Source organism: Gilvimarinus agarilyticus (assembly GCF_000832015.1).
Classification (GTDB): domain Bacteria; phylum Pseudomonadota; class Gammaproteobacteria; order Pseudomonadales; family Cellvibrionaceae; genus Gilvimarinus; species Gilvimarinus agarilyticus.
This window is the reverse complement of sequence record NZ_JXCJ01000001.1, coordinates 2,043,481-2,069,622: the sequence shown is the minus strand read 5'-3', so window position 1 is coordinate 2,069,622 and position 26,142 is coordinate 2,043,481. Positions and strand designations below refer to the sequence as shown.

Here is a 26,142-nt window from a genome sequence, read left to right as displayed (position 1 = left end):
GCAGCGCACTCCAAATGGCGTTAATCAGTCGTGCTTTTAGGCGCCCGGGCGTGCCTTACGGTGCATGGCACTTGCGCTTTAAGGCGAAAATATTGACACTAGCCAAGAGACATTAGGTGTCACCGCGAGCGCTTTTAACCCCCAACGCAAGGACGAAGACCTTCATGCCCTGGTTACTTATGTTCCACATTGCCGCCTTACTGTGCTGGTGCGGGACTTTGCTGTATTTACCGGGTTTACTGGTTGGCCGAGCCGGCGGTGCAAACACAGTAACTCAGCCGGCCCACAGCGCCAATTACGTAGCATTACCGCGCTTGGTGTATACCCGGATTGCCACGCCCGCGGCGCTGACTGCCATAATTGCCGGCACGCTGGTTTTTTACCGCTACGGTATTTGGGATGTGTGGCTGATGGTTAAGCTAATGCTGGTGACGCTATTGGTGGTGCTGCACCTTTTAACGGGGCTGCTGATTGCGAAAACCGAGCGAGGTAAAGTGCAGCGGGTAAAAGCATACGCCTATGTCATTGCGCTGCTGCTGGGCGCCACCATGACCGCAATAACCTGGCTGGTGTTAGCCAAGCCCCTGCAGGAGCTATAGCATGACTACATCCATGTGGATGCCTATGTGTATGCCTATGCGTATGGGAGTAGGAGCGCCTCAATCAACCGTCGGTATCGACACCCACACCGTGTTCGTACACCAGCTGCCCCCCAAGAATACCCGCCAGCGCGATCAGCAAGGCCGTGACAACCGACAAGGTAACGCCCCAGGGGCTTACCCAGGCCAGCATATCCTGATAGCGCAGCAGCCAGTTAAGGGTAACGATAGACAGCGCCATTACCGCGACCAGCGCGTGGCTCCAGGCGGTAATAAGGCGCCGGATTTGCTTTACCGATACCAAGTCGATCAGACCAATAAGGCCAGCGCCCCAGCCGCCCAAGGCGCCAACGCCGGCCAACCACAAGCTGGCGCGGGCCCAAAATTCATCGGCAGTAGCAATATACGCGAAGTCTGTGGCAACCAAAGCCATCAGCGCGGCCACCGGAAAGTGAATCAGCATGGGGTGAATGGGGTGGCCGGCAATAGCCGTGCGGCTGGGAATGGGCGAATGGGGCATAAGTTTTATCCTGAGCCAAAGGCCATAAAAAAAGGGTTAGCAGTAGCGTTTGCCACCGCGTTAACCGGCTGCAGCGGCCCGCAATCGGCGCTCGACCCGGCCGGCCCGGCCGCCGAGGTGATTGCCTGGCTGTGGTGGGGCATGTTTGGCTTTTTTACGCTGGTGCTGTTTGTGGTGCTGGGTTTATGGCTGTACGCCATGCAATGCAAACACGCCAAGGTAAGCCCTGCCGATGCGATCCGCTCGACCAACCGGTGGATTATAGGCGGCGGCATCATTCTGCCATTAATTACCATCATTGTACTACTGGGCGCGGGGATTCCCGCCGGGCAATACGTTATTACCCTGGCGGATGAAAAAACCGAGCCGCTGCACATTGATGTGCACGCGCACCGTTGGTGGTGGGAGTTTCGCTACCCCAACACAGACGTAATTACGGCCAACGAACTGACCATACCGGTCGATACCCCCATAGAAGTAACGGTTTACAGTGACAACGTGATACACGCGTTTTGGGTGCCACGATTGGGCGGTAAAATTGATGTGGTGCCCGGCCGCGCCAACCGCCTACGCTTGCGGGCAAGTGAGGTGGGCACCATGCGCGGGCAATGCGCCGAGTTTTGCGGCACCGGACATGCGCACATGGTGTTTCAGGTTAAGGTGTTAAGTAAAAGCGACTATGCCGCCTGGCAGCAGCGCCAGCAGCAAGACATCGTGGTCGCGCCCGAGCACCAGAGCGCCGCGCAAGCCTTTACCACGCACTGCGGGGAGTGCCACCGGGTTAAGGGCGTTACCCAAGGTACTGGCGCGCCCGATCTAAGCAACGTCGGAGCACGGCGGCTAATGGGGGCAAGCCCACGCGGTGGTGCACAGGTAAGCATTGCCCGGTGGCTTAACACTCACCCCACGTGGCTACAACGCGAGAGCACCCCGCTCCACTCAGACATAACGCCCGAGCAACAAGACGCCATTGCCACCTGGCTGGAGACTTTAGATTGAACAGTAACGACCCACAAGCGGCCGAAGACTTTCACCATCAGTTTGACAAAGTCTGGGGCAACCCGCGCGGCTTATTAGCCTTGACGATCGTCAACCACACGACGATTGGCCTGCGCTTTTTAATCACCGGTGGCGTGTTCTTTTTAATTGGCGGCTTGCTTGCCATGCTGATTCGCACTCAGCTGGCGCTGCCGGGGCACGACTTACTGACACCCGAGATTTACAACCAAGTCTTTACCATGCACGGCACCATTATGATGTTTTTGTTTGCCGTGCCGGTGATGGAAGGCTTTGCGATTTATTTAATCCCCAAAATGATTGGCGCACGCGACTTAGTGTTTCCGCGCCTGAGCGCCTTTGGCTATTGGTGCTACTTGTTTGGCGGCATTATTCTTACCTCAAGTTTGGTGATGGAAATCGCCCCGGCCGCCGGCTGGTTTATGTACACGCCCTTAAGCAGCGCCGTTTATGCACCGGGGCCGGGTTCAGACTTTTGGCTGCTGGGTATTACCTTTGTCGAGATATCGGCCGTATCGGCCGGTGTTGAGCTGGTGGTATCGATCATGCGCACCCGCACTAAGAGCATGGGTTTACAGCATATGCCGCTGTTTGTCTGGTACATCCTCGCCATGGCGCTGATGATTGTATTTGGTTTTCCGCCGCTGATTTTAGGCAGTATTTTGCTGGAGCTTGAGCGGGCGGCTGGCATGCCCTTTTTTGATGTAGCGCGCGGCGGTGACCCCATCCTGTGGCAGCATTTGTTCTGGCTGTTTGGGCACCCCGAGGTTTACATTCTGTTTTTGCCCGCCGCCGGAATGATATCGACCATTTTACCGGTATTTTGCCAGCGGCCCATTGCCGGTTACCGCTGGGTGGTAATGGCGATTATCACCACCGGCTTTATCAGCTTTGGCTTGTGGGTCCACCATATGTTTACCGTGGGCATCCCGCACTTGGCGCAGGCGTTTTTCTCGGCGGCCAGTATGATGGTGGCCATCCCCACTGCGATTCAGGTGTTTGCCTGGATCGCCACGCTCTGGAATGGCCGCCCGGTTTACGAGCCCCCCATGCTCTGGGCGCTTGGCTTTTTGTTTATTTTTGTGGCGGGCGGTTTAACCGGCGTTATGCTCGCGCTGGTGCCGTTTGATTGGCAAGTACACGACACTCACTTTGTGGTGGCGCACTTTCACTTTGTATTGGTGGGGGGCATGTTCTTCCCGCTTATGGCGGGCATTTATTACTGGTTGCCGCACTTTTCTGGCCGTATGCCCAACCGCTCACTGGCGCGCTGGGGTTTTTGGCTGATATTTATCGGCTTTAACGTCACTTTTATTATTATGCATGTCACCGGCTTACTGGGCATGCCACGGCGTATTTACACCTACGAGGCCAACTTAGGTTGGGATATTCCCAATATGATTTCCTCCGTGGGTAGCTTTATTATGGCCGCCGGGGTCGCCACTTGTTTGCTCGATATTATCTTGCACTTTCGCTTTGGCGAGCGAGCCAAGCGCAACCCGTGGAACGCCGACACGTTGGATTGGAGCACCTCACTGCCCCCCAGCGCCTATAATTTTGCCACTTTGCCTGAATGCTCAAGCCGCCACCCGCTGTGGGACAACCCCGACTTACAAACCACCATTGAGCACGGCCATCACGGGCTGGCGACCATTGATCACGGCCGCCGGGAAACCTGGGGCACCGATCCGCTTACCGGAAAAGTTCGTGAGATCATTCATTTACCCGGCAACAGCTGGCTACCTTTTTTTGCCGCCTTGGCGACGGCCGGCCTGTGTATCTGCCTGCTCAGCAAGTTTTATACAGTCGCCATTATCATGGCACTGACCAGCACCGCTTTTTTATTGCGCTGGTCGTGGGAGAACGGCGCTCACCCACGCGCCGCGCCCAACGCACAAGTGGTTGAGGGCGACCCACCACTGCACTCGCGCACCCACGATGGCCCGGGCTTATGGGGGATGAAAGTCACCTTGCTGGCTAACGGCTCGCTGTTTTTATCGCTGCTGTTTGGCTGGCTCTATTTATGGACAGTGGCCCCCAACTGGCAGGTGCCGGATCACCCGCCGGTACACTGGCTGGGGCTGCTTAGCTCTGGGGGTTTGCTAACGGCTTCACTTTTTTGGTTTAACCGGGTGATCAAACGCTTGCGCCGAGATATAGCCACTCACCTGCAGCCGCACTTGTGGGGAATTTCGGGGTTAGGCTTTACCCATTTAGTGATACTGGTGGGCGTTTGGCTAAGCTCAAACCTTGCACCGCAAGATACCGCTCACGACGCCGTTATAACCGTTATGTTGCTGTACCAAATATTGCACAGCGCTTTAGCGGTTATCATGACCGTATTGCAGGCGCTGCGCATGGGCAGAAATTACGTCGGCATACACGCGCCCTACGAGCCAAACGTGGTGCAACGTTGGTGGGTGTACACCACCGGCACTTTTTGGCTTATTTATGCGGTTGTGATTTTGTTACCCAACATGTGGAATCTAGCCTAATGCTGTCGCCGTTTCATCCTTTACAGTTAACGCTAGGTTTAGTCATCTGGGCACTGTATTTTGTCGCGCTTTACGCAGGCCTATCGATCAGCTGCCAGCACTTTGCGCCCCCGGAGCAAAGCGGGGCCTTTAACTGGGTAAACATCGCGCTACTGTTGCTGACATTCGCGGTCACCCTGGGGCTGTTGTTTCAAGCGCGCCGCGGCTGGCATATTATTAAGCTCACAAAGAAAACAAGGCCCGCCACCCCCGATCACAAACAATCTGCGAGTGTTCCATCGACGCCGCAATTTATTAACTATGTGGCCGTATCTGTCTATGTCGTGGCAGCCATGGCAACGCTTATCAACGGCCTACCTTTAGTGTTGTTAGTACCATGTATTTAATTCGTTTGCTTCACACCAGTGCTGTGGGTATGGGGCTTATGCTCTGGCCCGCACTGGCCGCCGCCCACAACCCCTTGACCGAGCCAGGCGAAGCGGCGGTATTAACCGGCGCCGTCCTTCTGGCGATTGTTTGGATCAGTTACTGGCTTGGCTGCGTAAAGCAACGCCCCAGCAAGCGCGATTGGTGGCTGTTTAACATCGCCAATGCGCTGAGTGCTGTCACTTTATTTGGCCCACTCGATGACTGGGCCGAAACTAACTCTGCAGCGCACATGGTGCAGCATATGCTGATGATGGTTGCCATCGCGCCCTTGTGGGTTATCGCCCGGCCTTTACCGCAGTGGTATGCCTTGCAGCCCACGTTGGCGGGTTTGGTTTTTAAACCTCTTTTGCTGATCGCCCGCCGCCCAATGCTCGCCACGCTAATTCACGGAGGCATCCTTTGGCTGTGGCATACACCGGTACTGTACGTGCTAGCGCTGGAAAATTTATGGTGGCATTTGTTTGAGCACCTGTGTTTTTTAGTCAGTGCTGGCGTGTTCTGGTGGTCAGTGCTGCGCAGCCAACATAATAATACCCCGCCTGCGCTGCTCGCACTTTTGGTCACTTTGATGCACACAGGTTTCTTGGGGGCGTTACTGACGTTTTCAGAGAGTTCGTGGTACGGAGAGTCGCGCCTTCTTCAGCACCAGCAACTTGCAGGCTTGTTGATGTGGGTGCTTGGAGGCGTTCCCTACGTAACCGCTGCGTTTTACTTGGGCTGGCGCTGGTTTAACCGGGCCGAAAAACACCAATAGGCCCCATTACTGTGTGGCAAACTGACACGGTTAGCTGCTGTGCATAACGATCGTCGGGCACTCGCCCACCGAACAAGCGGCTCGGCCCGCCCGATACGCTAACCGCCAATAACTGTGCCACCGTTGGGGTGCAGCACTTGCCCGGTCATATAGCTGGCGTCATTAGAGGCTAAAAATATATAACTGGGGGCAACTTCGTCGGGCTGGCCAGCGCGGCCCATCGGCGAGCTAGCGCCAAAGTTTTCCACCTCGTCGGCGCTAAAAGAGGCGGGGATCAGCGGTGTCCAAATGGGGCCAGGGGCCACGGCGTTCACCCGGATATTGCGCTCAGTTAAGCTGCCTGCCAAAGATCGCGTCAAGGCGACAAGCGCGCCTTTAGTCGCGGCATAATCCAGCAGTACCGACTTACCTCGATAAGCAACGATAGAGGTGGTATTAATAATACTGTCCCCATCGCTTAAATGTTCCATCGCCGCCTGAGTCAAAAAGAATGTGCCGAAGATATTAGTATCAAAGGTTTGGCGCAGCTGAGCCTCTGAAATATCCGTAATGTCCTCTTGAACGTGTTGCTCGGCAGCGTTATTGACCAACACATTCAACCCACCAAACGCCGCGACAGTTTTGCGCACAGTATCGCGGCAAAACTCAGCGCTGGCGATATCTCCCTTTATCGCCAACACCGGCGCACCGGCTTTGCGGATATGCTCACAAGTGATTTCTGCATCGGCGTCTTCGTCTTTGTAAATAAACGCGACCTTCGCGCCCTCTTTGGCGAAGCCGATACAAACGGCACGACCGATACCACTATCGCCGCCACTCACAAGAGCAATCTTACCTGTGAGCTTTCCTGCGGCCTTATAGTCTTTCATAAAAGACTCGGGCTGCGGCTGCATTTTACGCTCATCTCCCGGCTGGTGAGCCTGGTGCTGACGCGCAAACGACGTTGGTTTATCACTCATGACGGCTCTCCCGATTAGATATTAGGGCGCTTTTGAATGGACTGGTCGGCCACCTGACGCTGCTTCTCGTTGCGCATTGCGGTTTCCATGAAGTCCGCCTGCTCGCCATCCAGAACCTTCTTAGCATCGAAGAAGATCTCATTTTCTTCCTCTTCAATATGGTGCTCCAGGCTTTCTTTAAGCGATAGAAACTTCTGGTACCATGCGGCGCCGGTTAACTCCGAATCGGTGAGCTCGGATAAGAGCTGTTCAGCCTCTTGGTGCTCCTCCTCACCGTGCTCTACTTCGTCTTCGGTTTTTGTGTGATTTTTTAGCGGATCGTAAAAGGCTTTTTCTTCTGCCTTGCTGTGAATAATGATGGTTGCTTTCAATTGGTTAAACAGCTCGCTCCGCTCGGAAGATTCCTCGGGCCCCAACACCTTAATTTTGTCCATTAAGTTTTTGATTTTTTCATGGTCTTTTTTCAGATAAGTGTAAATAGACATAATAAATCCTCATGGGCTAGGTTAAATCATCGTATGCCGGAGTTTGCAGAAGCCGTGCCAAAAATAAGCGAACTCCCACAGCCCGCCAATAGCGAGACCTGGAGCAAAATGAAAGAGGAGAAACTGTGTGGTTATCTAAGGTTTTGACGTAAAGGACACAAAACAATGAATTATTTACAGCACTGGTACGGGCAGAAAACACGCTATAGCCGAATTCATTATTGATAGAGGGATATTCTACCAACCGTCGTAAAGGCAGGCGGTTACTAATACGCGCCTCAGTTTTTTGTACTCATCCCAGCTAAAGTCCGTTGAATCGCTCGCTGATAGGCTGGATACCGGTTGATAGCGCTCAGGCCACCCGTCGAAATGAGTCGCGTCGCCAGCAACAACATGCTTGAGGTTTTCTGAGTGGGCAAAAATAAGGTTCTTTAAGGTTGTTACAGCCACAGGCGTTGGCCTGAACGCTTTAACCGGGTGATTGGCGATATAAAACAAAATATCCGCCGCCTTCAGGTAAGCCACTGAAAACGCGTTTTCTTGTTGTGACGAATGAAAATAGGCCACCACCGGATAAGCACCGTATTTTGTGGAAAACTTCATGCCGCTCAGCTGTATATCAAATAACGTTTGCCAAACAAACTCGACGTCCGGCGCATCCTCCAGCCGCTCAATAAGCGCGCTGCGGTTATCTACTACCGAATTGATTTGACTGGCTAGCTGGCGTTTTTCCAGCGCGACCGGGACAACCGCAATGATATAGGAGAGCCCTAAAGACGTTAACAGGGTTCCGGTGCTTACCGCCAAAGCGCTGAGCAGTGTCCAGGGAAAGTGTTTAGCGGTTACATCGCCATAACCCAACCCACTGAGGGTTACGCCGGTAAAATAAAGCTTATCAAGGTCACTGGCTGCCGTCAGTGTACTGCTGTTAAAAATATTGCTCTCGACCGATTGAAACAGTACAAACCACCCCAGATAAAGCATGCCATACCAGAATGCCACGACCACAATCATAAGCAACGGCCCACTTGCCGACAGCATTGTGTGAGATCGCCTAACGCCGTGATAAACCAGCATCAGCTGCCACAACTTGCGTGTAATAAAAGAGGTGGCCGGGCCGCCGCCCCGTAAACTCAGAATCGTGACAAAGGCGTCAAACAAGGTGAACAGTATTATCAGGGCACCCAGAAGCACCTGAAACTGAGAAAGAAGCGGCATAGAAGTCTCGTCGCGTAGTAAGTTGAAGACGCTATTAGACTATCAGAATGACATGGCGCTGAAAAATCAGCGCCATACTAAGAACACAGCTAACGCAGGATAAACTTTATTCCCGATGCGGGGTAAACGTGTGATGGGCTACTTAAGTAGGCTTAAAAGGTCTTTTGCAGCCTGCTCTGATGAAGCGGGGTTTTGCCCCGTAACGAGTTTACCGTCAATCAGTGAGTAGCTCTGCCAATCGTCGCCCTTTTGATAAGTTGCACCCTTGGTCTTTAGCATATCCTCCAGTAAAAAAGGCACGACGTCGGTAAGCCCTACGCCCTCTTCCTCACTGTTACTAAAGCCGGTGACTTTTTTACCCTGCACTAAAGGCGCGCCGCAGGCATCTTTAACGTCACGCAGTACGGCCGGCGCATGACACACAAAGCCATGGGGCTTATTGGCCTTGGCAAAAGATTCAATTAATTCTACCGATGTAGCACTTTGTGCTAAATCCCACAGTGGGCCGTGGCCGCCGGGGTAAAAGACTGCATCGAACTCATCTGCACTCACCTCAGCCAGAGCTTTAGTGTTTGCCAATGCCTGTTGCGCATGAGTATCGTCGGCATAGCGCTTGGTCGATTCGGTCTGGCCGTCGGGATCATCACTTTTAGGATCCAACGGTGGCTTACCGCCCTTGGGGGATGCCAAGGTGATCTCGGCGCCTGCGTCTAAAAACGTATAGTAAGGCGCGGTAAATTCTTCGAGCCAAAAACCGGTCTTGTTGCCCGTATCACCTAATTGATCGTGCGATGTTAAAACCATTAATACTTTCATACTAACCTCATAGTGTTTAAGTGTGTGCTAGTGCCTCATAATTTACCGATTTAGCTCAACTCGTCAGGGCCAACACGCACCACAAGCTTGCCAAAGTTGTTGCCATCAAGCACATCCGACAGCGCCTGAGGCGCTTGCTCTAAGCCCTCTACGCGCTGCTCGCGATAATGGATCTTGCCCTCGCTTAACCACTCGCTCATTTCTTTCATAAACTCAGGCATTTCAGGGCCGTAATCGTCAAAGACGATAAAGCCTTTTACCGATACACGTTTTTTAAGCAGCGTACCCATCAGTAAGGGTAGGCGGTCGGGGCCATCGGGTAAGCCCGTGCTGTTGTACATAGACACCATGCCGCACAACGGGATACGTGCACCGGTATTCAGCAGCGGCATTACCGCGTCAAACACTTTACCGCCGACATTTTCAAAATAGACATCGATACCATCGCCGCAAGCGGCTTGTAATTGCTCGGCAAAATCTGGCGCTTTATGGTCGATACACGCATCGAAGCCTAAGGTCTCGACGGCATAGCGGCATTTTTCGTCACCGCCGGCCACGCCCACGGCCCGGGCGCCCTTAATTTTGGCGATCTGCCCTACCGTTGCACCAACTGGCCCGGTGGCCGCCGCAACCACTACGGTCTCTCCTGCCTGCGGCTTGCCGATATCCAGCAAACCCATATAAGCGGTAAAGCCCGGCATACCCAAAATACCCAAGGCATAAGAAGGTTCGGCAAGACTTTCGGGTAGCTTCATCAAGCCCTCTTTGCCGGCCAGGGCATAGTCTTGCCAGCCGGTAAAGCCCACGACCCAGTCCCCCTCGCTAAAGCCGTCAAGTCTGGAGCTTACAACCCGGGACACGGTGCCACCCACCATCACATCCCCCAATGCCACCGGTGCCGCATACGATTCAGCGTCGCTCATACGGCCACGCATATAGGGATCGATAGATAAAAACACCGTGCGCAACAGAACTTGCCCGTCGGCGGGCTCTGGCAACGGCTGCTCACTTAGCTGAAAGTTACTTTCCGCAGGGCGGCCCTGAGGTCGAGACGCAAGCAGTAGCTGGCGGTTGTTTGATGCTGACTGAGACATAGCTAACCTCGAGAAATTTGCACAATGAAAGAAACACTGACTACAACCACTTAGTTGAGGTTGCCGACTTACTATTACAAGGGGAGAGTCAACCAGCAAAAAGTGTCACGTTAGAAGATCGCGATGCCATCACAGTTTTACACGGCAATAGCAGCGCCAAATGAGACAGCGCGTGCGTGCAGGCGTGACGAACTTTACATAAGTTTAGACGATATACGCCGGCAGGTAAGACGAATAACGCAAACCCGGCGCGCTTTAGGCGTTAACGTTTAAAACGCCTTCCAGCATATGAATCTCGCCGGCGGCCATGCCCGCCTTAACAGCACGCTCTGGCAAAGTGGCTATTAACCCGCGCAATCTGTCTATTTCGCTTTGCGCTTCGGTATCGCTCAAATAAAATAGCTTGCACAGTGTGCGGGCGTTTTCCGGCGTGGCATCGGCACCCAATGTACCCACGCCCATAGCCTGATGCCCGCGCACCCCACCTAAGGTGGGCAATACATCGTATACGGGCGCTAAACGCCACTGCCTATCGTTAACTGAACACACCATGGCATGGTTGCGGGCGTGATCGTCGGTATTGCCCAATAAAATATTGCACACCATGCGAGTAAACAGTTCACGGCAATCGGTTACCGGCTCGCTCGAGTGCTTGCGCAAAATAGTCGCGAGGTTCACGTAGCTATAGGGATTTTTACGCGAGTCGCGCACACGGCGCAGCCGAGAAGTGTTGAACAGGCTGTTGGCTGACACAAAATGCAGAGGCTGGCCGGCCATACGATCGAACCGCTCGATCAAGTACGCACTGCGCCCCGCTCCCAATGTACGTATAGCGATGGCGGGCACGCGAATACCCGCCTCGCGCAGCAAGGCCATGGTTAAGTGCTCCAGCGCGGGGATATCCAGTAAATCCTGCTCGCGCGAGAACTTCACCAACCACTGGCTGGCGCCATCGGTGACCACCACTTTGGGGCGCGCCCCCCCCATGGATGACCCCGGTTCAATTAATGCAAGCTGTTCTGGCGTAAGCGGTTCGTGCTCCTGCACCTTTTGCGCGACTGCCGCCAACTCATCCAGTAACTCAATGCCAGGCAATTCAGTGGGATTACGCGGATAGCTGCGCGACAAACTAAACTCCAACAACCCGACCCCACCGCCACTGGTACGCAGCAAGCGTTCGACTTCATTTTGTGGGCTGCTGTTGTGATGCATCAACATAATGCGCGTACCCCAGTCATCGGGGCCGGCATCGGTAAAAACACCAAAAGTGCCCTTGGGGTTTTGGGTGCGGAATGTACGGTTCACTAAAGGTAAATTGACCGGGTCTAACGGGTAAGCCTCCGGCTCGGCCAACCACTCTTTGCTGTAAACAAATTCGGCTAGCGGCGGCTCACACGTAATAATGCCGGCCAGGCGACGCTCACCGCTACCCAAACGAGCAAATACATACGCTGACTGATAAGCCATTAGCGCTCCCGCAACTTAGCTTTGGCTTGCAGGATTTGTCGCCCTACGTCATCGCGATGTGGTGCGGCTAAATCAGCCACGGCATCGGCTAAATTCATGGCGTTTAGCGCCGCGAGATATACGCCGGCGGCGGTTCCCAGATTGCCGGCCTCGGCGGCACGGTAAGCATTAACCGACAAGAGCGCGCGTGCGGCAGCCTCCTGAATGGTCCAGCCTCGCGCCTTGCGCGCCTGCTTAAGATTGCCCGCAAAGATCTCAAAAGCTCGCTTGGCATCCTCATCGATACCTAATTGGTAGTCGGTACTTGGCATAATCACTCGCCCCACCAGCGCTAAGCGGTTAATAAACGAACAGTAAGCGTACCACAAGAGCTCAAACCAAACAAAATAAAATACCTATAAAGGTATATTTTTAGCTATATAAAACTTATATAGGTATATTCTGTTGATCAGAAAGCAATTCGTGCAAAGTGATGGCCTCTTGGTCCACGTAACCCTGCTCCCGCCTGATAGCCGGTAATAAAACGGTATCGGCATACTCACAGCCGGTGATATCCGGATCGGACTGCGGGCTTTTAACGCCCGACGCCTGGGCGTGGCCCAGACCGCTGTTTAACCGTTGCAATAATGGCTCATACCCTGGGCGCCATGCCTGCAGCTGGGTAAAGCTTTGACGCAGTGCTTTTAAAATTGCCATTCCGGCATAATCTAAGTCGCCCCAGAAACTGACGTGTAGCCAGCGAGGCTGCTCGTCAAACCACGCTTGCTTAAACTCTGCGATATCCCCATTGGGGTTGAGAAAGGAAAAGACCGCCCGGCCCGGCTCCCGCACTCGTGCCGCGCTACCACGAAAGCCGGCACTGTAAACCACGGTAATGCCCGGCAAATTAGCGTGTGCCAGCATTAAAAAGGTGTCTTGGTTTTCGACAAACAGTAAATGCGTGAGAGGCTGGCCGAGATGCACCACCAGCATCACCGGGCGCAGCTGTAGCCGCTGCGATAATGTCGGGTAAAGGGCTCGCACCAGCGACTCGTGTGGCTCTAAAAATTTAGAGTCCCCGGCGAAGCAGCGCGCCGAAAGCGCCCTTAACGACATAGGCTGTTGCAACTCGTCACCGATACGGGCAAAGGCGCGTACCACTTGCGCCGCCGACATACCCTTAGCGCGAACGTGGCGATTCACCAGCGCGTTGCCGGCGTCTTCAAACTTATCGGCTACTCTCTGCAGCTCGTGCGCCCAGGTTATGGCGTAGGGGTCGAGCGCAGGCCGCTTTAACCACTCGCGCACTATGGGCTCTTTATCGGGTAAGAAGTAAATTTGGGCGTTATCGTAAGGCTCTTGCTGAGAGGTAACGCGCGCTCGCTTAATGGTTAGCATGTGATATTGGCGGTCGAGGTCATCGAGCAGCGCCCACAAAAATTCAACATCTTGCGCCTGAAAATCGTACAACTCGGGGACAGATTTAGGCGTAACTTTTATATAAGGGCGGTGGCCCGCCTCGAGCTGATCGAGAAACCGGTGCAGCAAACGCCAGGGCAGCAGCTCTGGGCTCCACCAAACCGGCGGCCCTATTTTTTTAGGATTAGCGCTTGTCGAGTGTGTCATGGCCATTAAGCGTTTGGGTGGTTGCGATTGCTTACAGTGTAACAGACCCGGCAAACCGCTCCTCGCGGCAACAGCACACATTTAAAAAAGGCCCCAATGCACGCATCGGGGCCAAGAGAGTACGCCTAAGAACTTAGGCGATAGCGAGACTTAGCAAAATCAAAACAGCGGTTTAGAAACGCCCGCGAACACCTACCGACCAGCGGCTTTCATAGATGTTTTGGGTAATAACATAGTCATCCCACTGGGCGTACTGGTTTTCAAACTCGTCAGTAATGTTACTGCCCTGTACATAGACACTGACGTAATCGTTAATGTCATAGCTGGCCGACAGATCCACATAAACCGTCGAATCCGTCCAGATGGGAACAACCCCTTCGCCAATGGCATCGGCCAAACGATCGAGCCGGTCACTGCGATAGTTAGCGGCAATACGGAACTGCCAGCCGTAATCGTCGTACCAAAGCACAGCGTTACCGGATTTTTCAGAGTTATCCTGAATCGGCAGCTCGTCGCCGTAAACATCGACGTTAGAGCTATCACTAGGCGCGTAAGTAAAGTTAAAGCTTGCCCCTAAACCGCCCCAAATACCGGGTAAAAAGTCAAAGGCTTGTTGATACGCAAACTCTAACCCTTCGATGCTGCCGCCCTCACCATTAATATCCGTGGTCACCGGCAATTCACGGCGAATAACCCCGTCGGCGTCAGGCAAGCCTTTAGTGATAGTGCCCTGCTCGATGAACGACTCAATGTCCATATAGAAAGCGCCCACGCTTAACAGGCTAGCATCGTCAAAGTACCACTCCAGCGACAGGTTGTAGTTGTCCGAGCGCCAGGGTTCTAGTTGCGGGTTGCCATTTTGGGTGCCGTTGATGGCCACCAGCAAATCGGGACTAACCCCAAGCTGATCGCCCAATACGTCGCCCGCGCGACTGCGCCCGACACTTAACCCGCCGGCTAAGTCGTCGATATCAAGGTTGGTCAGAGTTTTAGCGTAACCGGCGCGTAGAATTAAATCCTCGGTAATATCCAACGCAAAGTTAGCGGCTGGCAAAAAGTCGTCGTAGCTGCGTGATATGGTTTCTTCGCCGGTTTTATTTGAGGCAGTACAGAGCGAACAAGGACGATCACCACCAATTATGTTCTGCAGAATATCCAGCTCAGTCTTAACGTATTGAGCGCCAATATTACCAACGTAGTTTAACCCGGCTATATCACCTTCAAGGTTCATTTGCACAAAAGCCGTTTGCGTTTGCTCTTCGACTTGATACGAGCGCGAGGGTTGAACCAGCTCTTTATTACCCGGGTAAATGGCGTTTTGAAAGCCGAGGTTATCGTCCATCACCTCGGGGTTAATAAAGTAGAAGGTACCCGGCACACTGCCCGGCCCAAAGTCGCTAACCTCATTTACCCAGCCCTCTGGCATGTCACTGTAATAGTTGGTGCTACCCAGTGTCATATCGCCACCGGCAACACTGTTTTCACCGTCGCCATTGGTGTCGCCCAGCGAGGCACCGGAGTCCTTCCACATCACATCGGCGGAGTAGTCACCCGTGGTAAAAGGCGCAACCAGAATATGCGTCTGCCGAGTGACGTCACGCTCGCCTTGACGCACACCAAAATCAATACTGGCAATGTCGCCGCTGGAGAAGCTGTACCTGGCATCGGCGCGCAGTACATCGAGGGAGGCATCTTCCTGGAAGTTATTCTCTGAGTAGGTTGAGACCAAGTTGTACTGATTAATATCAGAGCCAAAGCCCGGTTCAAACTGCAGCGAAATATAATCGCCCGTGCGATCAAACTGCACCAGTGCATCCTCCGGGCCATAACCTCTTGGGTTAGCAGGCTCGGCTCCAGAGCCGTCATTGCGCAACAAACCATGCTGCGCACCACTGGTGAGGTAACCGTGGGCTACATTTTCGGTATGCGAGCGCTCGGCATCACCATGCAGGTAACGCAAAGAACCACTCCAAGGTCCCTCGCCCTCATAGTTAAGCTGTAGGTTGGTGTTGGTCGAGTCGCGGTCATTGGTTAAGGATTCGGCGTACGAGCTAACGCGGCGCACACTGAGCTCGGCCCGATTGACGGTATAGATCGAGCCCCCCAAAGGGCCCGCTAAGCGCTCTTCATACTGGTCAGAGTAAGCCCAGTTATTGCCGCGCGCACTGTCGATCATCATGCCCTGTTTGCGGTCGGCGTCTTCCATCTCGGTGTAAAACACATCGCCGACAAACTCTAAGCTATCGGTAATATTGGCCTGAAAGCTCGCACTTAAACCAAAGCGATCCCGTTCGGTGCCGCGATCCATTACGCCGTAAAAACGCTGCGATAAAAAGGTATCGTTGTTGTCACCATCGCCATTAAAATCGCGCTGATCGCGAATATCTTCACCAATTAACTCCATCCCGTTCAGAATGGTGCCATTGCGATAATTCGCCATGGTTTTTTGATCGTAGGTCGCTGTTACCACCAAGCCGTAATCATCGCCGTTAAAGCCAGCAAATGCCGACACTTTGCCGTCATCGCCTTTAGACTCGCTACCCTGAGCCAACTCAGCATTGCCTGCCAGCGTAACCCCGCTGTCAAGGTCAAACGGGCGAATGGTTTTTAGATCCAGAGTGCCAGATACGCCACCGGCCAGCAGTGATGCAGTGGGTGATTTGTGTACGGTAATCCCTGAGATCAACGACGCGGGAATATCCGTAAAATCTGGTTGTACGGTAGTAATTGAGCCTGCGCTTAAAAATTGCTCGCCATTCATCAGCGCGGTCACTTGCGGCATACCGCGTACATTAATGGTCGACCCTTCACCCGCTGAACGGCGAATTTGCACCCCGGGAACACGCTGTAATGTATCGGCAATGGTGGTATCAGGAAGCTTACCAATGTCTTCGGCGGTGATCGTGTCACTCACCCCGACATTAAAGCGCTTTTGATCTAAGTTGCGGGCCTGACTTGCCGCCACACCGACAACGGTTACCTCTTCAATAGGCGCTTCATCAAGGTTTTGTTGCGCCGCGGCAACCCCACTTAACGACATACCACTGACCACCAGCGCAACGTTTACTGCAAGCGCACTGCGCTTAAAACTAAACCGGTTCAAAATACGATCTCCCCCAATGTACTACTTTTTGTGCTTGCTTAGGCAAACACACCCAATTCCAGTGTCAGCCTCCATACCGAAAATGTTATCCAGTAACTTTTATGCGGATACTTTGTGATAGTTTGTATCAGGCTAATCGTAAAATTTAGATATGGCAAGGGGCGTTTAATTATTTTTACGAACCTTATGCTTTGGTTTGCCGACTGAGGTTACGTTGTGCGGAGACAGACAAGTTCGTTACCTTGAGTTACATTCGTCTTAAACGGCGTTTTGTCTGCCAAAATAGAATCAATTTATTTATATAAAAACAGCACGTTATAGAAATACGCAACAATTTCAAAAAAATCGCACATCCGTTACCCGAAGTAACATCAATGTAACCTTGATATGTAAAATAGTGACCGAGCAGGTGATAACGCTTGCTTTACCCGGGAGGGTGATCCCCTCCTTAAGCTGATTTAGCGTTGACTGATACGAGGTAACCAACCATGTTCAATTTCACTAGCCGCTCGAGCCTACAAACCATTATTGCCGGCTTTGCCTTAACTATTGCCGCCGGCGCCAGCGCCGCGGACCGCAAAGTGCCAGGCGTTGTCGAGTCTGTCGACCTAGAGAATAAAAGTGTTTCAATTATCGCCGACGAAACCGGCGAGAAGCTGACCTACAGCTTTCCCGACACCCCAAAGGTACGTGTAGGCGGTCGCCCAGTGCGCGACATGTCTAACTTACAACCAGGCCAAAACGTTACCCTGAAGCTTTCTAGCATTGAGCCAGAGAAGCCCAAGAGCCGTGTTATTCAGGGTGAGATTCTGGAAGTAAACTTACAGCAGAACATTGCTTTGATTCGCCCGGCCGACGGTAGCGCCCCACGCACTATCGCCCTGCCAGACGCTATTCGTGTGTCAGGCCTGCATAAAGGCGCTGGTATCGAAGACTTAGAGGCTGGCCAGCAGGTTACCTTTAAGTACGCGCCACAATAATGATTCGGTGGGCCTCGCCAGAGGCCCACTTATTACCCCGCCTGCGCCAGCAACCACACCACGTAGCAGTAACCCCCTCCGTAACGCCCCCCCTTATGTAGCACCAAGCCCATTAGCCACCCGTAGTAACGGCGCCGTCAGTCGCCACGTTTAGGGGCAACAAAAAGCCGTAACGCACCAAAAAAGTGTTACTAATTATCACAACGATCACCCAAAAACAGGCACAAGTTAAGTCCACGCACCATAAAAAGGCTTTTTTATTTCCTTATATTATATTAATTGAACTTCTTAGATTTAAATAAGTAATTGATATAAAATACAGTAACTTTAAGTAACAAAAAGTTAGAAAGTATCAGTAATATGTTTCCTGCGCAGACAACACATCGTTAACAAAGGTTTGCGCAAGCAATAAGGATGAGATTTGCCCACTCGCCTTTTACAGCGTTATTTAACTGATATGACTTAGACAGCTTAGAGGATTTGAATATGTCTATTTTTACTGCACGTACTACTGTTTCATCGCTGATTGCGGGCCTGGCACTGACAGCTAGCAGCGTTGCCCTGGCCGCCGACATCACATTAAAAGGTGTTGTTCAGTCAGTGGATTACGACACTAACAGCCTAACTGTGCTAACCGATAAAACCGGCGAGTTGGTGACTTACGGTTTTACCGGTACACCAAAAATTGATCTGGACGGCTATAAGTCTACCGATATGGCATCGGTTGAAGTCGGCCAAAACGTCAAGTTAAAAATTAATAAAGTAGTCGCGCCACAGCCAGCACAAAAGGTCGTTAAAGCTGAGATCTTAGAGGTGAACTTAGAGCAGAATATTGCTTTGATACGCCCCGCCGACGGCGGTGCGCCAAGGGTAATTGACTTGCCAGAGGCCGTGGCGATTTCTGGCTTACACGACGGAGCTGAAACCTCAGATTTAAAAGAGGGTCAGTTTGTGACCTTAAAGTACAGCGCTAAATAAGCCTGTTAAGGCCCCGCTGAGTGCGGGGCCTACTTTCAGTATTAGTTGGGCAGAGCGCCACCTGCCAACGTCGTATTGCTAAGATTTTGCTGCAAAAACTTAAGCACATGAGCCAGAGCCTTAGTGCGAGTTTCACCCTGCATTAAATAATGGTTTTCGTTTTTTAATTCCAAAAACGTCACTTGCTTACCTTCATCTTTCAGCGCATCGTACATCTCATCGGATTGATCGACCGAGACTACCTCGTCATCTTCACCGTGAATCAATAACACCGGTACTTTAACGGCTTTGGCGTGATTCACCGGCGAGATTGCCGCGAGATCTTCTTTGGTGTATTCGCCGTTGGCGATGGATTGCTCAAAGTAACTTATCACCCAGTGATCGTCACCCGCCTTGCTGCGGTCCTCATCAAGCATTTCGTTTAAATCACTCACGCCATTTATGGAGACTGCGCAACGATACAGGCCGGGCGTCATGGAAACCCCCACCAAAGCCGCATAGCCGCCATAGCTACCGCCGACAATACACACCCGTGAGTCATCGACTAAACCGGCTTTGGCAAAGTAAGCCAGACTATCGGTGAGGTCATCTTGCATTTTGCGGCCCCACTCACCCCGCCCAGCAACGATATGATCCAGGCCAAAACCGCTCGAACCGCGAAACTGCGGCTGCAGCACTAAATAGCCACTGGCGGCAAACGCTTGCGCCAGCCAGTCAAAACCCAGGCGGTCATAGGTTTCTGGCCCGCCGTGGGGCAGCATAATGGTTGGCATATTTTTCGGGTCGCCGGCAAACTGTAATGGCAGCGTTAAGATGGTGGGGATTTTCATACCATCGCGAGCCTTAGCGTTGTAAACCACACGCGGCGCAAGGGTGTCTGGCTTTATGTTGCCTCTGGCACCGGCTAAAAACTGTGCCGGCTTACCCGATTTAACCAAATAATAACTGCCCGCTGTGGTGGGGCCCTCGACGTATACCACTAACTCTTGCCAGTCGTCGCTCCAGCTACTCAGGCTAACCGAGTGCCCTTCAAAGCTCGCCACAGCCTCTTTAACAATGGCGTCTTTGTGCGGTTCAAACAACTCATAACTGGGTGTAAAGCCCGAGTACTGCAAACCGTATACAACGCCGTTAATATCTCTGATAACGCTTTCGATGTCGGCGTCATCGCGGCCATAAGGTTCATCGGCAATGGTGCCGTCGGCCAGCGACATTTTGTAATAAACCACACGACCGGTATGCTCGTTAGTCGCAAGTATAATCAGGAATTGACGATCGGGCGTTAAACCAACGCCCGTGCGAGTAATAATGTCGGTGGACTCTTCGTAGATATTGCGCCAGCCGTTACCGTCCGGCACCTTAATAACATACTTGTCATAGCGGTTATCGTAGATCTCTTGTGCTAGTACATTACCGTTGCCATCTAAAAAGTAATCCAGCGTATCTCGATCGCCCTTTACCACCACTTTTGGCCTTCTGGGAGATTGTAAGTCAACCTTCATTAACGAGCGCTCGGGGCTTTGGTCGTGCTCGCTACTACCCACAAACGCCGGCATATAAACATAGCGATGATCGGCCGAGATACCGGAGATAGCGCCCAGCCCACTCTGCCCACGGTAGATATTATCGCCCGGGCGCAGTAACTGCTCGAGCTCGCCGGATTTAACATTCAAGGCAAACGCCGTACTAACATCCATCTCGCCGCGGTAATCCAACATCCGGCGACGCTCCGAGGCGACCAACACTAAGTAATCATCGTTAATAAAATACAAATCGTGTGGGTTTATCTCGTTAACATTGGCGCCGGTCAATACCTTGCGCTGCTCAAGCGAGTAAACCACCACTAAATCCTGGCCGTCTTGCACTTTGCGAAAGGCAATAAGCTCACCATTGGGTGAGATCTCAAGCATCGAGGTTACCGGTAAGGCGCCGTATTGTTGCGCAATGGCCTCACTGGACGGAGCTGGCTCTGCCGCTATTGCCGGCACAGCAAACAGAGCTGGCAAAAGAGCCGCAACAAAAAGGCGCGCAAAAGAGCGTGTAATGTTAATGGGGCGGGTTACGGATTTATGCATGGCAGCATCCTTACTGTTAGGGCGTTAGCCGTGTCGCCCGTTATTATTGAGTTATGGTTAAAACAAAAGGCGGGCCAGTTTACGTGATTCCCCCTGCGGCCTCAAACCCGCAATATGCTCAACTTTCACTATCACCGATTGCATTTACGAGCTAGGAGCCACACACTTAGGGCACTTTACCGGAGAGCGTGAGATGTTGAGTCAGTGGGCCTGGAAGCTATTACAACTCAGTCGGCAGTTGTGGATGCGAACCGTATTGTTCGCGGTATTAGCGGTGGCAACCGCGTTAATCGCCATTGCCTTTAAAGGGTGGATTCCCAGTGAATTGTCCGGAGCGATTGGCGCACCAGCGGTTGATCGAATTTTATCCATCCTGGCCTCCAGCATGCTGGCGGTTACTACCTTCTCGCTCAGTGTGATGGTGGCCGCTTACAGCGCCGCCACCAGCAATATCACCCCGCGCGCCACTCGCCTACTGATGCAAGACTCCACCACGCAAAACGCTCTGGCGACTTTTGTGGGCTCGTTTGTGTACTCGCTGGTAGGGATTATCGCGCTGCACACAGGCGTGTACGGTGACCAAGGCCGGGTTATTTTATTCGTCGTGACCATTGCCGTTGTGGTGTTGATCGTGGGCACTATTTTACTGTGGATTAATCATTTATCCAGTTTAGGCCGTGTGGGTGAAACGACCGACCGCGTCGAGCAAGCCGCCGAGGCCGCTGTAAAACGCCGGGTGGCTCACCCGTGGCTGGACGGGCGCAAGCTCGCAAGTATCGACGATATTCCAGAGCAAGCCGTGGCCATTTACTCCGAGCGTATCGGCTATGTGCAGCACATCGACATCAAAGCCATTAACCGCTGGGCAGAGGAAAACGACGCTAAGGTGTATATCGCCAGTTTACCCGGCGCGTTTGTGCACCCGGGGCGCGCGCTGGCCTACTGCCTCAACCACTCAGAGGAAACTCTCGAGCAGGCAACGGCGGTTATCGATCGCACCTACACCATTCACGATGAACGCTCGTTTGATCAGGACCCGCGCTTTGGCGTGTTAGTGCTGGCCGAGATCGCCTCGCGGGCGTTGTCGCCGGCCGTAAACGATCCAGGCACGGCGATCGATGTGATTGGCCGCGGGGTGCGGGTGATCTCCGGCTGGCACATTACCCCCAATGACGAGGAGCCTGCCCTAGAGGATATTCCCTGCCCCCATGTTTGGGTGCAACGCATAGAGCTCGGGGAGTTATTCAATGACTTTTTTGCCCCCATATCCCGCGATGGCGCCAGCCTGATTGAAGTCCATATCCGTTTGCAAAAAGGCTTGGCTGCACTGGCGTGCAAAGGTGGGGAGTTTGCCGAGCAGGCCCGCGCTCATTCACAGCGGGCGCTGGCACTGGCTAAACACGAGCTGCCGCTGGCCGATGATATCGCCACCCTGGAGGCACTGGTACTTAAGTAATAAACCCACGGCCAACGTGGTTTACTTAACCGCCCGCAGCATCGCGCTAATCAGCTCGTTCACATCAAATTTAGTTAGGGCTTCATCGGCCCCCACCTGATGCGCCTGGCTGACGCTAATTTCGCTGGAAATCGAGGTGTGTAAAATCAGGTACGCACCCGCCAACGCCGGGTCATCGCGTACAGCAAACGATAACTCGTAACCATCCAGCCCAGGCATTTCAATATCGCTCACCAACAAATCGACCGGTCGGCCATTGCGGGCGTCAGCCTGCATTATCTCCAACGCATCGCGGCCATCGTCGGTTATCCGAAAGGTAACCCCCAGCGCCTGTAGCGCATCGCCCAGCTGCTTGCGCGCCACCGATGAGTCATCAACCACTAAGATATTCAGCGCTTTTAACGCGCTGGCTTGCGCAGCTAAATTATCTGCTGGTGGGGTTGGCTCAGCCATAGCCAGGTTGGCAAATATACGCTCGACATCCACCAGCTGCACCAAGGTATCGTCTACCCGGGTTACGCCCGTTAAAAAGGCGCTGCGGCCAAGCTGCCGAGGTGGCGGCTCGATATCTTTGCCTTGCGCCTGCACAATCCGGTCGAGCTTGCGCACTAAAAAGCCTACTCGCTGGCGCTGGCAATCGGACACAATAATAAACCCGCCAGATTGCTCGGCATCATCCAGGGCTTTACCCCCCATGGCCGCGGCTAAGTCGACAACGGGTATCGTGGCGCCGCGAATATTGGCCGCTCCCATCACCGCCGGGGCCGACTCTGGCATGGGTCGGATCGGCGTAAAAGGAACGATCTCTTTAATTTTAAAGGTTCCCAATGCAAAGCGTTGTGTTGGGGTTAGCCAAAACAACAGTAAACCCTGCGAGATTGATTGCGAATTCGTGCTCATAACCGACTCATTATCCGTAGGACACTGCCAGTATAACAAGCTTGGCGCCGCTGTTAGGCTTGCGGCGGCCAACCTTGCATTCCTTTACGTGCGACTCAGTTGCGCGATTTTGTGCCGGCAAACCACGGGTACAACGCCGGAATTAACAGCAGCGTTAGCACCGTGGCACTCACGAGCCCACCGACAACCACTGTTGCTAAGGGCCGTTGCACCTCACTGCCCGTACCCGAGGCAAATAACAGGGGTATTAACCCCAGCGCAGTAGTTGCCGCGGTCATCAACACCGGGCGCAGCCGGGCACTGGCGGCGGCCACACAGGCACGGGCGACTGGCACACCCTCGCGGATCTGGGCATTAATGTAACTTACCAATACCAGAGCATTCTCCAGCGCGATGCCAAACAAAGCGATAAACCCCACCGAGGCCGGTACCGACATACTCAAGCCAGCCAACCACAGGGCAACCACCCCACCCACCAGCGCGAGCGGAATGTTCAGCATAATTAACAATGCGTTTGCGACAGAGCCAAAGTTGAGATACAGCATAAGCAACACCAGCGCCAAGGTAATCGGCACAACAACCAGCAAGCGCTGGTTAGCTTTTTGCTGTAACTCAAACTGACCGCCCCACTTAACGTAGTAGCCCGGTGGTAAATCAACCTCGCGGGCAATAGCGGCATTGGCCTCTTGCACAAACGAGCCGATGTCCCGCTCGCGAACGTTAGCCTGCACAGTAATAAACCGCTGACTGTTTTCGCGGGTTATTTGCCGTGGCCCGGTGACGTACTCCAGTGTGGCAAGCTCCTGCAGTGGTACCTGCATACCCGCATCAGTGTGCACCGTAAGCTGCGCAATTGCCTCGGCGCTGGCACGGGCCTGTTCATTTAAGCGTACATAAATATCAAAGCGGCGCACGCCGTCAAACACTTGCCCGGCCTGTGCGCCCCCAACACCTAAGGCTATGGTCTCCTGCACATCACTAACATTTAACCCGTAGCGCGCAATTTGTTCGCGATGCAACGTCACCTTTAGCTGGCCGGTTCCGGCGACCTGATCTTTTTGTACATCTTGCGCGCCCTCGATAGTGCGCAACAGTTGCGCAATTTGTTGCGCCTTATCATCCAGAATTGTCAAATCATCGCCAAACAACTTAGCGGCTAACTCAGCTTTGGTGCCGGTTAGCAATTCATCGACAGCGGCGGCGATTGGCTGAGTAAAGTTAAACTTAGCGCCCGGAAAATCCGCAAACGACTCACTCATGGCGCGATACAACCCATCCAACGAGTCGGCACTTTGCCATTCACTGACGGGTTTAAGCGCGACAAATATTTCGGCATTGTTGGTCGGGTCGGCGTGCGCACCTACCTCACCGCGGCCAATTCGGGTTACCACTTGCGTAACCTCAGGGAATCGCTGCAACAGCTGTTTCTCAAATAACAGCATAGAGGCCCGGGCCTTTTCCAACGAGATAGACGGCGACATAGTGGCCCTAATAAGCAAATCGCCCTCATTAAAGCGCGGCACAAACTCAGAGCCTAAGCGCGGCGCGATAAGACTGCCCAGCACCAGCATCAATACTGCAATGGCAACCGCTAGCGGTCGCCTCTGCACCACAAAACTCACCAACGACTCATAACCGTGGCGCAAGCGCGAGTTTTTGCTATTGGCCGGCTGCGCCTCTGGTGTGGGTTTTTGCATGAAAAAATAAGCCGCTACCGGCGCTACCAATAGTGCGTAAATCAGCGAGCCAGCCATCGCCAAGGCTAAGGTATACGCCAGCGGTTTAAAGGTGGCCCCCTCGACTCCCTGCAAGCTAAACAGTGGCAAAAACACAATAATAATAATGCTTATCGCAAACAGTATGGGGCGGGCTACCATCTCGCAGGCATCGAGTATTATTTTTTTCCGCGATTGGTTGGCGTCATTTTTCAGCTGTTGGTCAACTTGCTCAACCACCACCACCGCCCCATCAACCATCAGACCGATCGCAATGGCGAGGCCGCCAAGGGACATCAGGTTGGCGGAAATGCCCAGCCAGGGCATAGCCATTAACGCTACCGCCACCGAAAACGGGATGGATAAGGCCACCACCAGACTGGGCCTTATACCGCGCATAAAGACCACCAGCACCAACAGAACTAACACCACCCCCTGGATCAAGGCGCTGGTAACCGTAGTAAGTGCCGCGCGCACCAATTGCGCCTGATCGTAATAAGGGGCAACACTAACGCCCTCGGGTAAATTGGCATTAATGCTGGATAACTCGGCTTTTACCGAGTCGATCACCGCGGCGGTATTGCTGCCGAGCAGCTTTAATACCATGCCCACCACGACTTCGCCTTTGCCATCTTTAATGGCTAAGCCTCGGCGAATTTCTCCGCCGATAACCAATTCACCCAACTGCTCTAAATACACCGGCGTGCCGTCAATGGTTTTTACGACGATCTTACCAAGGTCATTTAAACTACCCGCCAGCCCCACTGAGCGTATTATGTACTGCTCGTCATTTTTAACTAAAAACTGCGCGCCCGCATTCGCGTTGTTCGCCTCGATACGCGCTTTTACCTCGGGCAAAGAGACGTCAAAACGGACTAAAGCGAATGGGTCCAGCTGCACCTGAAACTGCTTGACCTCACCACCAATAGATAGCACCTCGGTCACACCAGGCACTGTTTGCAAATTAAATTTAACAATCCAATCCTGGATTTCGCGCAGTTCCACTTCACTGTATTGACCGCTGACGTCCTCCAACACATAAAATAGAACTTGGCCAAGCCCGCTACTAATAGGCCCCATTACCGGCTCGCCAAACCCGTCGGGAATCTGACCGCGCGCCTGCTGTAGCCGCTCGGCCACGAGCTGGCGGGCAAAGTAGATATCGGTATTATCGTTAAAGTAAATATTAACCACGGATAGGCCAAAGTTAGATACCGAGCGCACATGATCAAGCTTTGGCAACCCGTTCATGGCACTTTCTATGGGGTAAGTGACATACTTTTCTACCTCTTCGGGGGCAAGCCCCTCGGTTTCTACAAATACCTGCACTAACGCCGGCGAAATATCCGGGTAGGCATCCACCGCTAAGTTGCGGTAAGCCGCGTAACCACTGAGCAAAACCGCCAGTGACAACAACAGCACCAATACGCGTTTATTCAGCGCACTTTCTAGTATTAATCGCATAAAGTCCCCGCGG

General features: G+C 53.1%; 21 protein-coding genes. 8 read left to right on the top strand and 13 right to left on the bottom strand.

Annotation, left to right across the window (positions count from 1 at the left end):
* Window positions 1-164: 164 nt before the first annotated feature.
* Entirely contained in the window at window positions 165-599 is a 435-nt protein-coding gene (locus tag SD69_RS08800; protein WP_041522920.1) for a CopD family protein, read from the top strand.
* A gap of 64 nt (window positions 600-663) precedes the next feature.
* Here SD69_RS08800 and SD69_RS18750 read toward each other — a convergent pair whose 3' ends face one another.
* The gene (locus tag SD69_RS18750) at window positions 664-1,119 is read right to left on the bottom strand and encodes a DUF2231 domain-containing protein (RefSeq protein ID WP_041522919.1); all 456 of its coding nucleotides are present in this window, start codon (window positions 1,117-1,119) and stop codon (window positions 664-666) included.
* Between SD69_RS18750 and coxB the strand changes: the two genes are divergently transcribed.
* Genes coxB through SD69_RS08775 form a run of 4 tightly spaced genes read left to right on the top strand, consistent with a single transcriptional unit; the run spans window position 1,111 to window position 5,814 of the window.
* A complete protein-coding gene (coxB, locus tag SD69_RS18435) occupies window positions 1,111-2,118 on the top strand; it encodes a cytochrome c oxidase subunit II (RefSeq protein ID WP_157471643.1) in 1,008 nt (335 codons plus the stop codon). The genes SD69_RS18750 and coxB overlap by 9 nt on opposite strands.
* A complete protein-coding gene (gene ctaD / locus SD69_RS08785) occupies window positions 2,115-4,631 on the top strand; it encodes a cytochrome c oxidase subunit I (RefSeq protein WP_041522917.1) in 2,517 nt (838 codons plus the stop codon). Before coxB ends, ctaD begins: the two co-directional genes overlap by 4 nt.
* Window positions 4,631-5,017, top strand: a complete 387-nt coding sequence (locus tag SD69_RS08780; RefSeq protein WP_041522916.1) for a hypothetical protein — start codon at window positions 4,631-4,633, stop codon at window positions 5,015-5,017. Before ctaD ends, SD69_RS08780 begins: the two co-directional genes overlap by 1 nt.
* On the top strand, window positions 5,008-5,814 hold the full coding sequence (locus SD69_RS08775) for a cytochrome c oxidase assembly protein (protein WP_052481015.1): 807 nt from the start codon (window positions 5,008-5,010) through the stop codon (window positions 5,812-5,814). The genes SD69_RS08780 and SD69_RS08775 overlap by 10 nt, the downstream gene beginning before the upstream one ends.
* A 98-nt stretch (window positions 5,815-5,912) precedes the next feature.
* Here the strand turns inward: SD69_RS08775 and SD69_RS08770 are convergent, their stop codons facing one another.
* From SD69_RS08770 to SD69_RS08730, 9 genes are all read right to left on the bottom strand, one after another.
* The gene (locus tag SD69_RS08770; RefSeq protein ID WP_041522915.1) at window positions 5,913-6,773 is read right to left on the bottom strand and encodes an SDR family oxidoreductase; all 861 of its coding nucleotides are present in this window, start codon (window positions 6,771-6,773) and stop codon (window positions 5,913-5,915) included.
* Between the two features lie 14 nt (window positions 6,774-6,787).
* Complete coding sequence (locus SD69_RS08765) at window positions 6,788-7,258, bottom strand: hemerythrin domain-containing protein (protein WP_041522914.1); 471 nt, start codon at window positions 7,256-7,258, stop codon at window positions 6,788-6,790.
* A gap of 237 nt (window positions 7,259-7,495) precedes the next feature.
* Window positions 7,496-8,476, bottom strand: a complete 981-nt coding sequence (locus tag SD69_RS08760; protein ID WP_041522913.1) for a hypothetical protein — start codon at window positions 8,474-8,476, stop codon at window positions 7,496-7,498.
* Between the two features lie 138 nt (window positions 8,477-8,614).
* Complete coding sequence (locus SD69_RS08755) at window positions 8,615-9,292, bottom strand: type 1 glutamine amidotransferase domain-containing protein (RefSeq protein WP_041522912.1); 678 nt, start codon at window positions 9,290-9,292, stop codon at window positions 8,615-8,617.
* Between the two features lie 50 nt (window positions 9,293-9,342).
* Window positions 9,343-10,386: an NADP-dependent oxidoreductase gene (locus SD69_RS08750; protein WP_041522911.1), complete on the bottom strand. Its 1,044-nt coding sequence runs from the start codon at window positions 10,384-10,386 to the stop codon at window positions 9,343-9,345.
* Between the two features lie 255 nt (window positions 10,387-10,641).
* Complete coding sequence (locus SD69_RS08745; RefSeq protein ID WP_041522910.1) at window positions 10,642-11,853, bottom strand: type II toxin-antitoxin system HipA family toxin; 1,212 nt, start codon at window positions 11,851-11,853, stop codon at window positions 10,642-10,644.
* The gene (locus SD69_RS08740) at window positions 11,853-12,164 is read right to left on the bottom strand and encodes a helix-turn-helix domain-containing protein (RefSeq protein WP_157471642.1); all 312 of its coding nucleotides are present in this window, start codon (window positions 12,162-12,164) and stop codon (window positions 11,853-11,855) included. The genes SD69_RS08745 and SD69_RS08740 overlap by 1 nt, the downstream gene beginning before the upstream one ends.
* Window positions 12,165-12,279: 115 nt before the next feature.
* Window positions 12,280-13,458: a Wadjet anti-phage system protein JetD domain-containing protein gene (locus SD69_RS08735; RefSeq protein ID WP_198144078.1), complete on the bottom strand. Its 1,179-nt coding sequence runs from the start codon at window positions 13,456-13,458 to the stop codon at window positions 12,280-12,282.
* A gap of 172 nt (window positions 13,459-13,630) precedes the next feature.
* Window positions 13,631-16,561: a TonB-dependent receptor gene (locus tag SD69_RS08730; protein ID WP_198144077.1), complete on the bottom strand. Its 2,931-nt coding sequence runs from the start codon at window positions 16,559-16,561 to the stop codon at window positions 13,631-13,633.
* Between the two features lie 488 nt (window positions 16,562-17,049).
* Between SD69_RS08730 and SD69_RS08725 the strand changes: the two genes are divergently transcribed.
* Together SD69_RS08725 and SD69_RS08720 are read left to right on the top strand one after the other, a co-directional pair.
* Window positions 17,050-17,541, top strand: coding sequence for a hypothetical protein (locus SD69_RS08725; RefSeq protein ID WP_041522907.1), 492 nt, complete (start codon window positions 17,050-17,052; stop codon window positions 17,539-17,541).
* A 486-nt stretch (window positions 17,542-18,027) separates the two neighbouring features.
* Window positions 18,028-18,519 (top strand): hypothetical protein, encoded by a 492-nt coding sequence (locus tag SD69_RS08720; protein WP_041522906.1) that lies wholly within the window; start codon window positions 18,028-18,030, stop codon window positions 18,517-18,519.
* 41 nt (window positions 18,520-18,560) lie between these two features.
* Here SD69_RS08720 and SD69_RS08715 read toward each other — a convergent pair whose 3' ends face one another.
* A complete protein-coding gene (locus tag SD69_RS08715; protein ID WP_052481013.1) occupies window positions 18,561-20,594 on the bottom strand; it encodes an alpha/beta hydrolase family protein in 2,034 nt (677 codons plus the stop codon).
* A 193-nt stretch (window positions 20,595-20,787) separates the two neighbouring features.
* Here SD69_RS08715 and SD69_RS08710 point away from each other — a divergent pair, with 193 nt between their 5' ends.
* Window positions 20,788-22,050 (top strand): DUF2254 domain-containing protein, encoded by a 1,263-nt coding sequence (locus SD69_RS08710; RefSeq protein WP_041522905.1) that lies wholly within the window; start codon window positions 20,788-20,790, stop codon window positions 22,048-22,050.
* 21 nt (window positions 22,051-22,071) lie between these two features.
* Here the strand turns inward: SD69_RS08710 and SD69_RS08705 are convergent, their stop codons facing one another.
* Both SD69_RS08705 and SD69_RS08700 read right to left on the bottom strand, forming a co-directional pair.
* The gene (locus tag SD69_RS08705) at window positions 22,072-22,950 is read right to left on the bottom strand and encodes a chemotaxis protein (RefSeq protein WP_041524612.1); all 879 of its coding nucleotides are present in this window, start codon (window positions 22,948-22,950) and stop codon (window positions 22,072-22,074) included.
* Between the two features lie 95 nt (window positions 22,951-23,045).
* Complete coding sequence (locus tag SD69_RS08700; RefSeq protein WP_041522904.1) at window positions 23,046-26,129, bottom strand: efflux RND transporter permease subunit; 3,084 nt, start codon at window positions 26,127-26,129, stop codon at window positions 23,046-23,048.
* Window positions 26,130-26,142 lie beyond the last annotated feature (13 nt).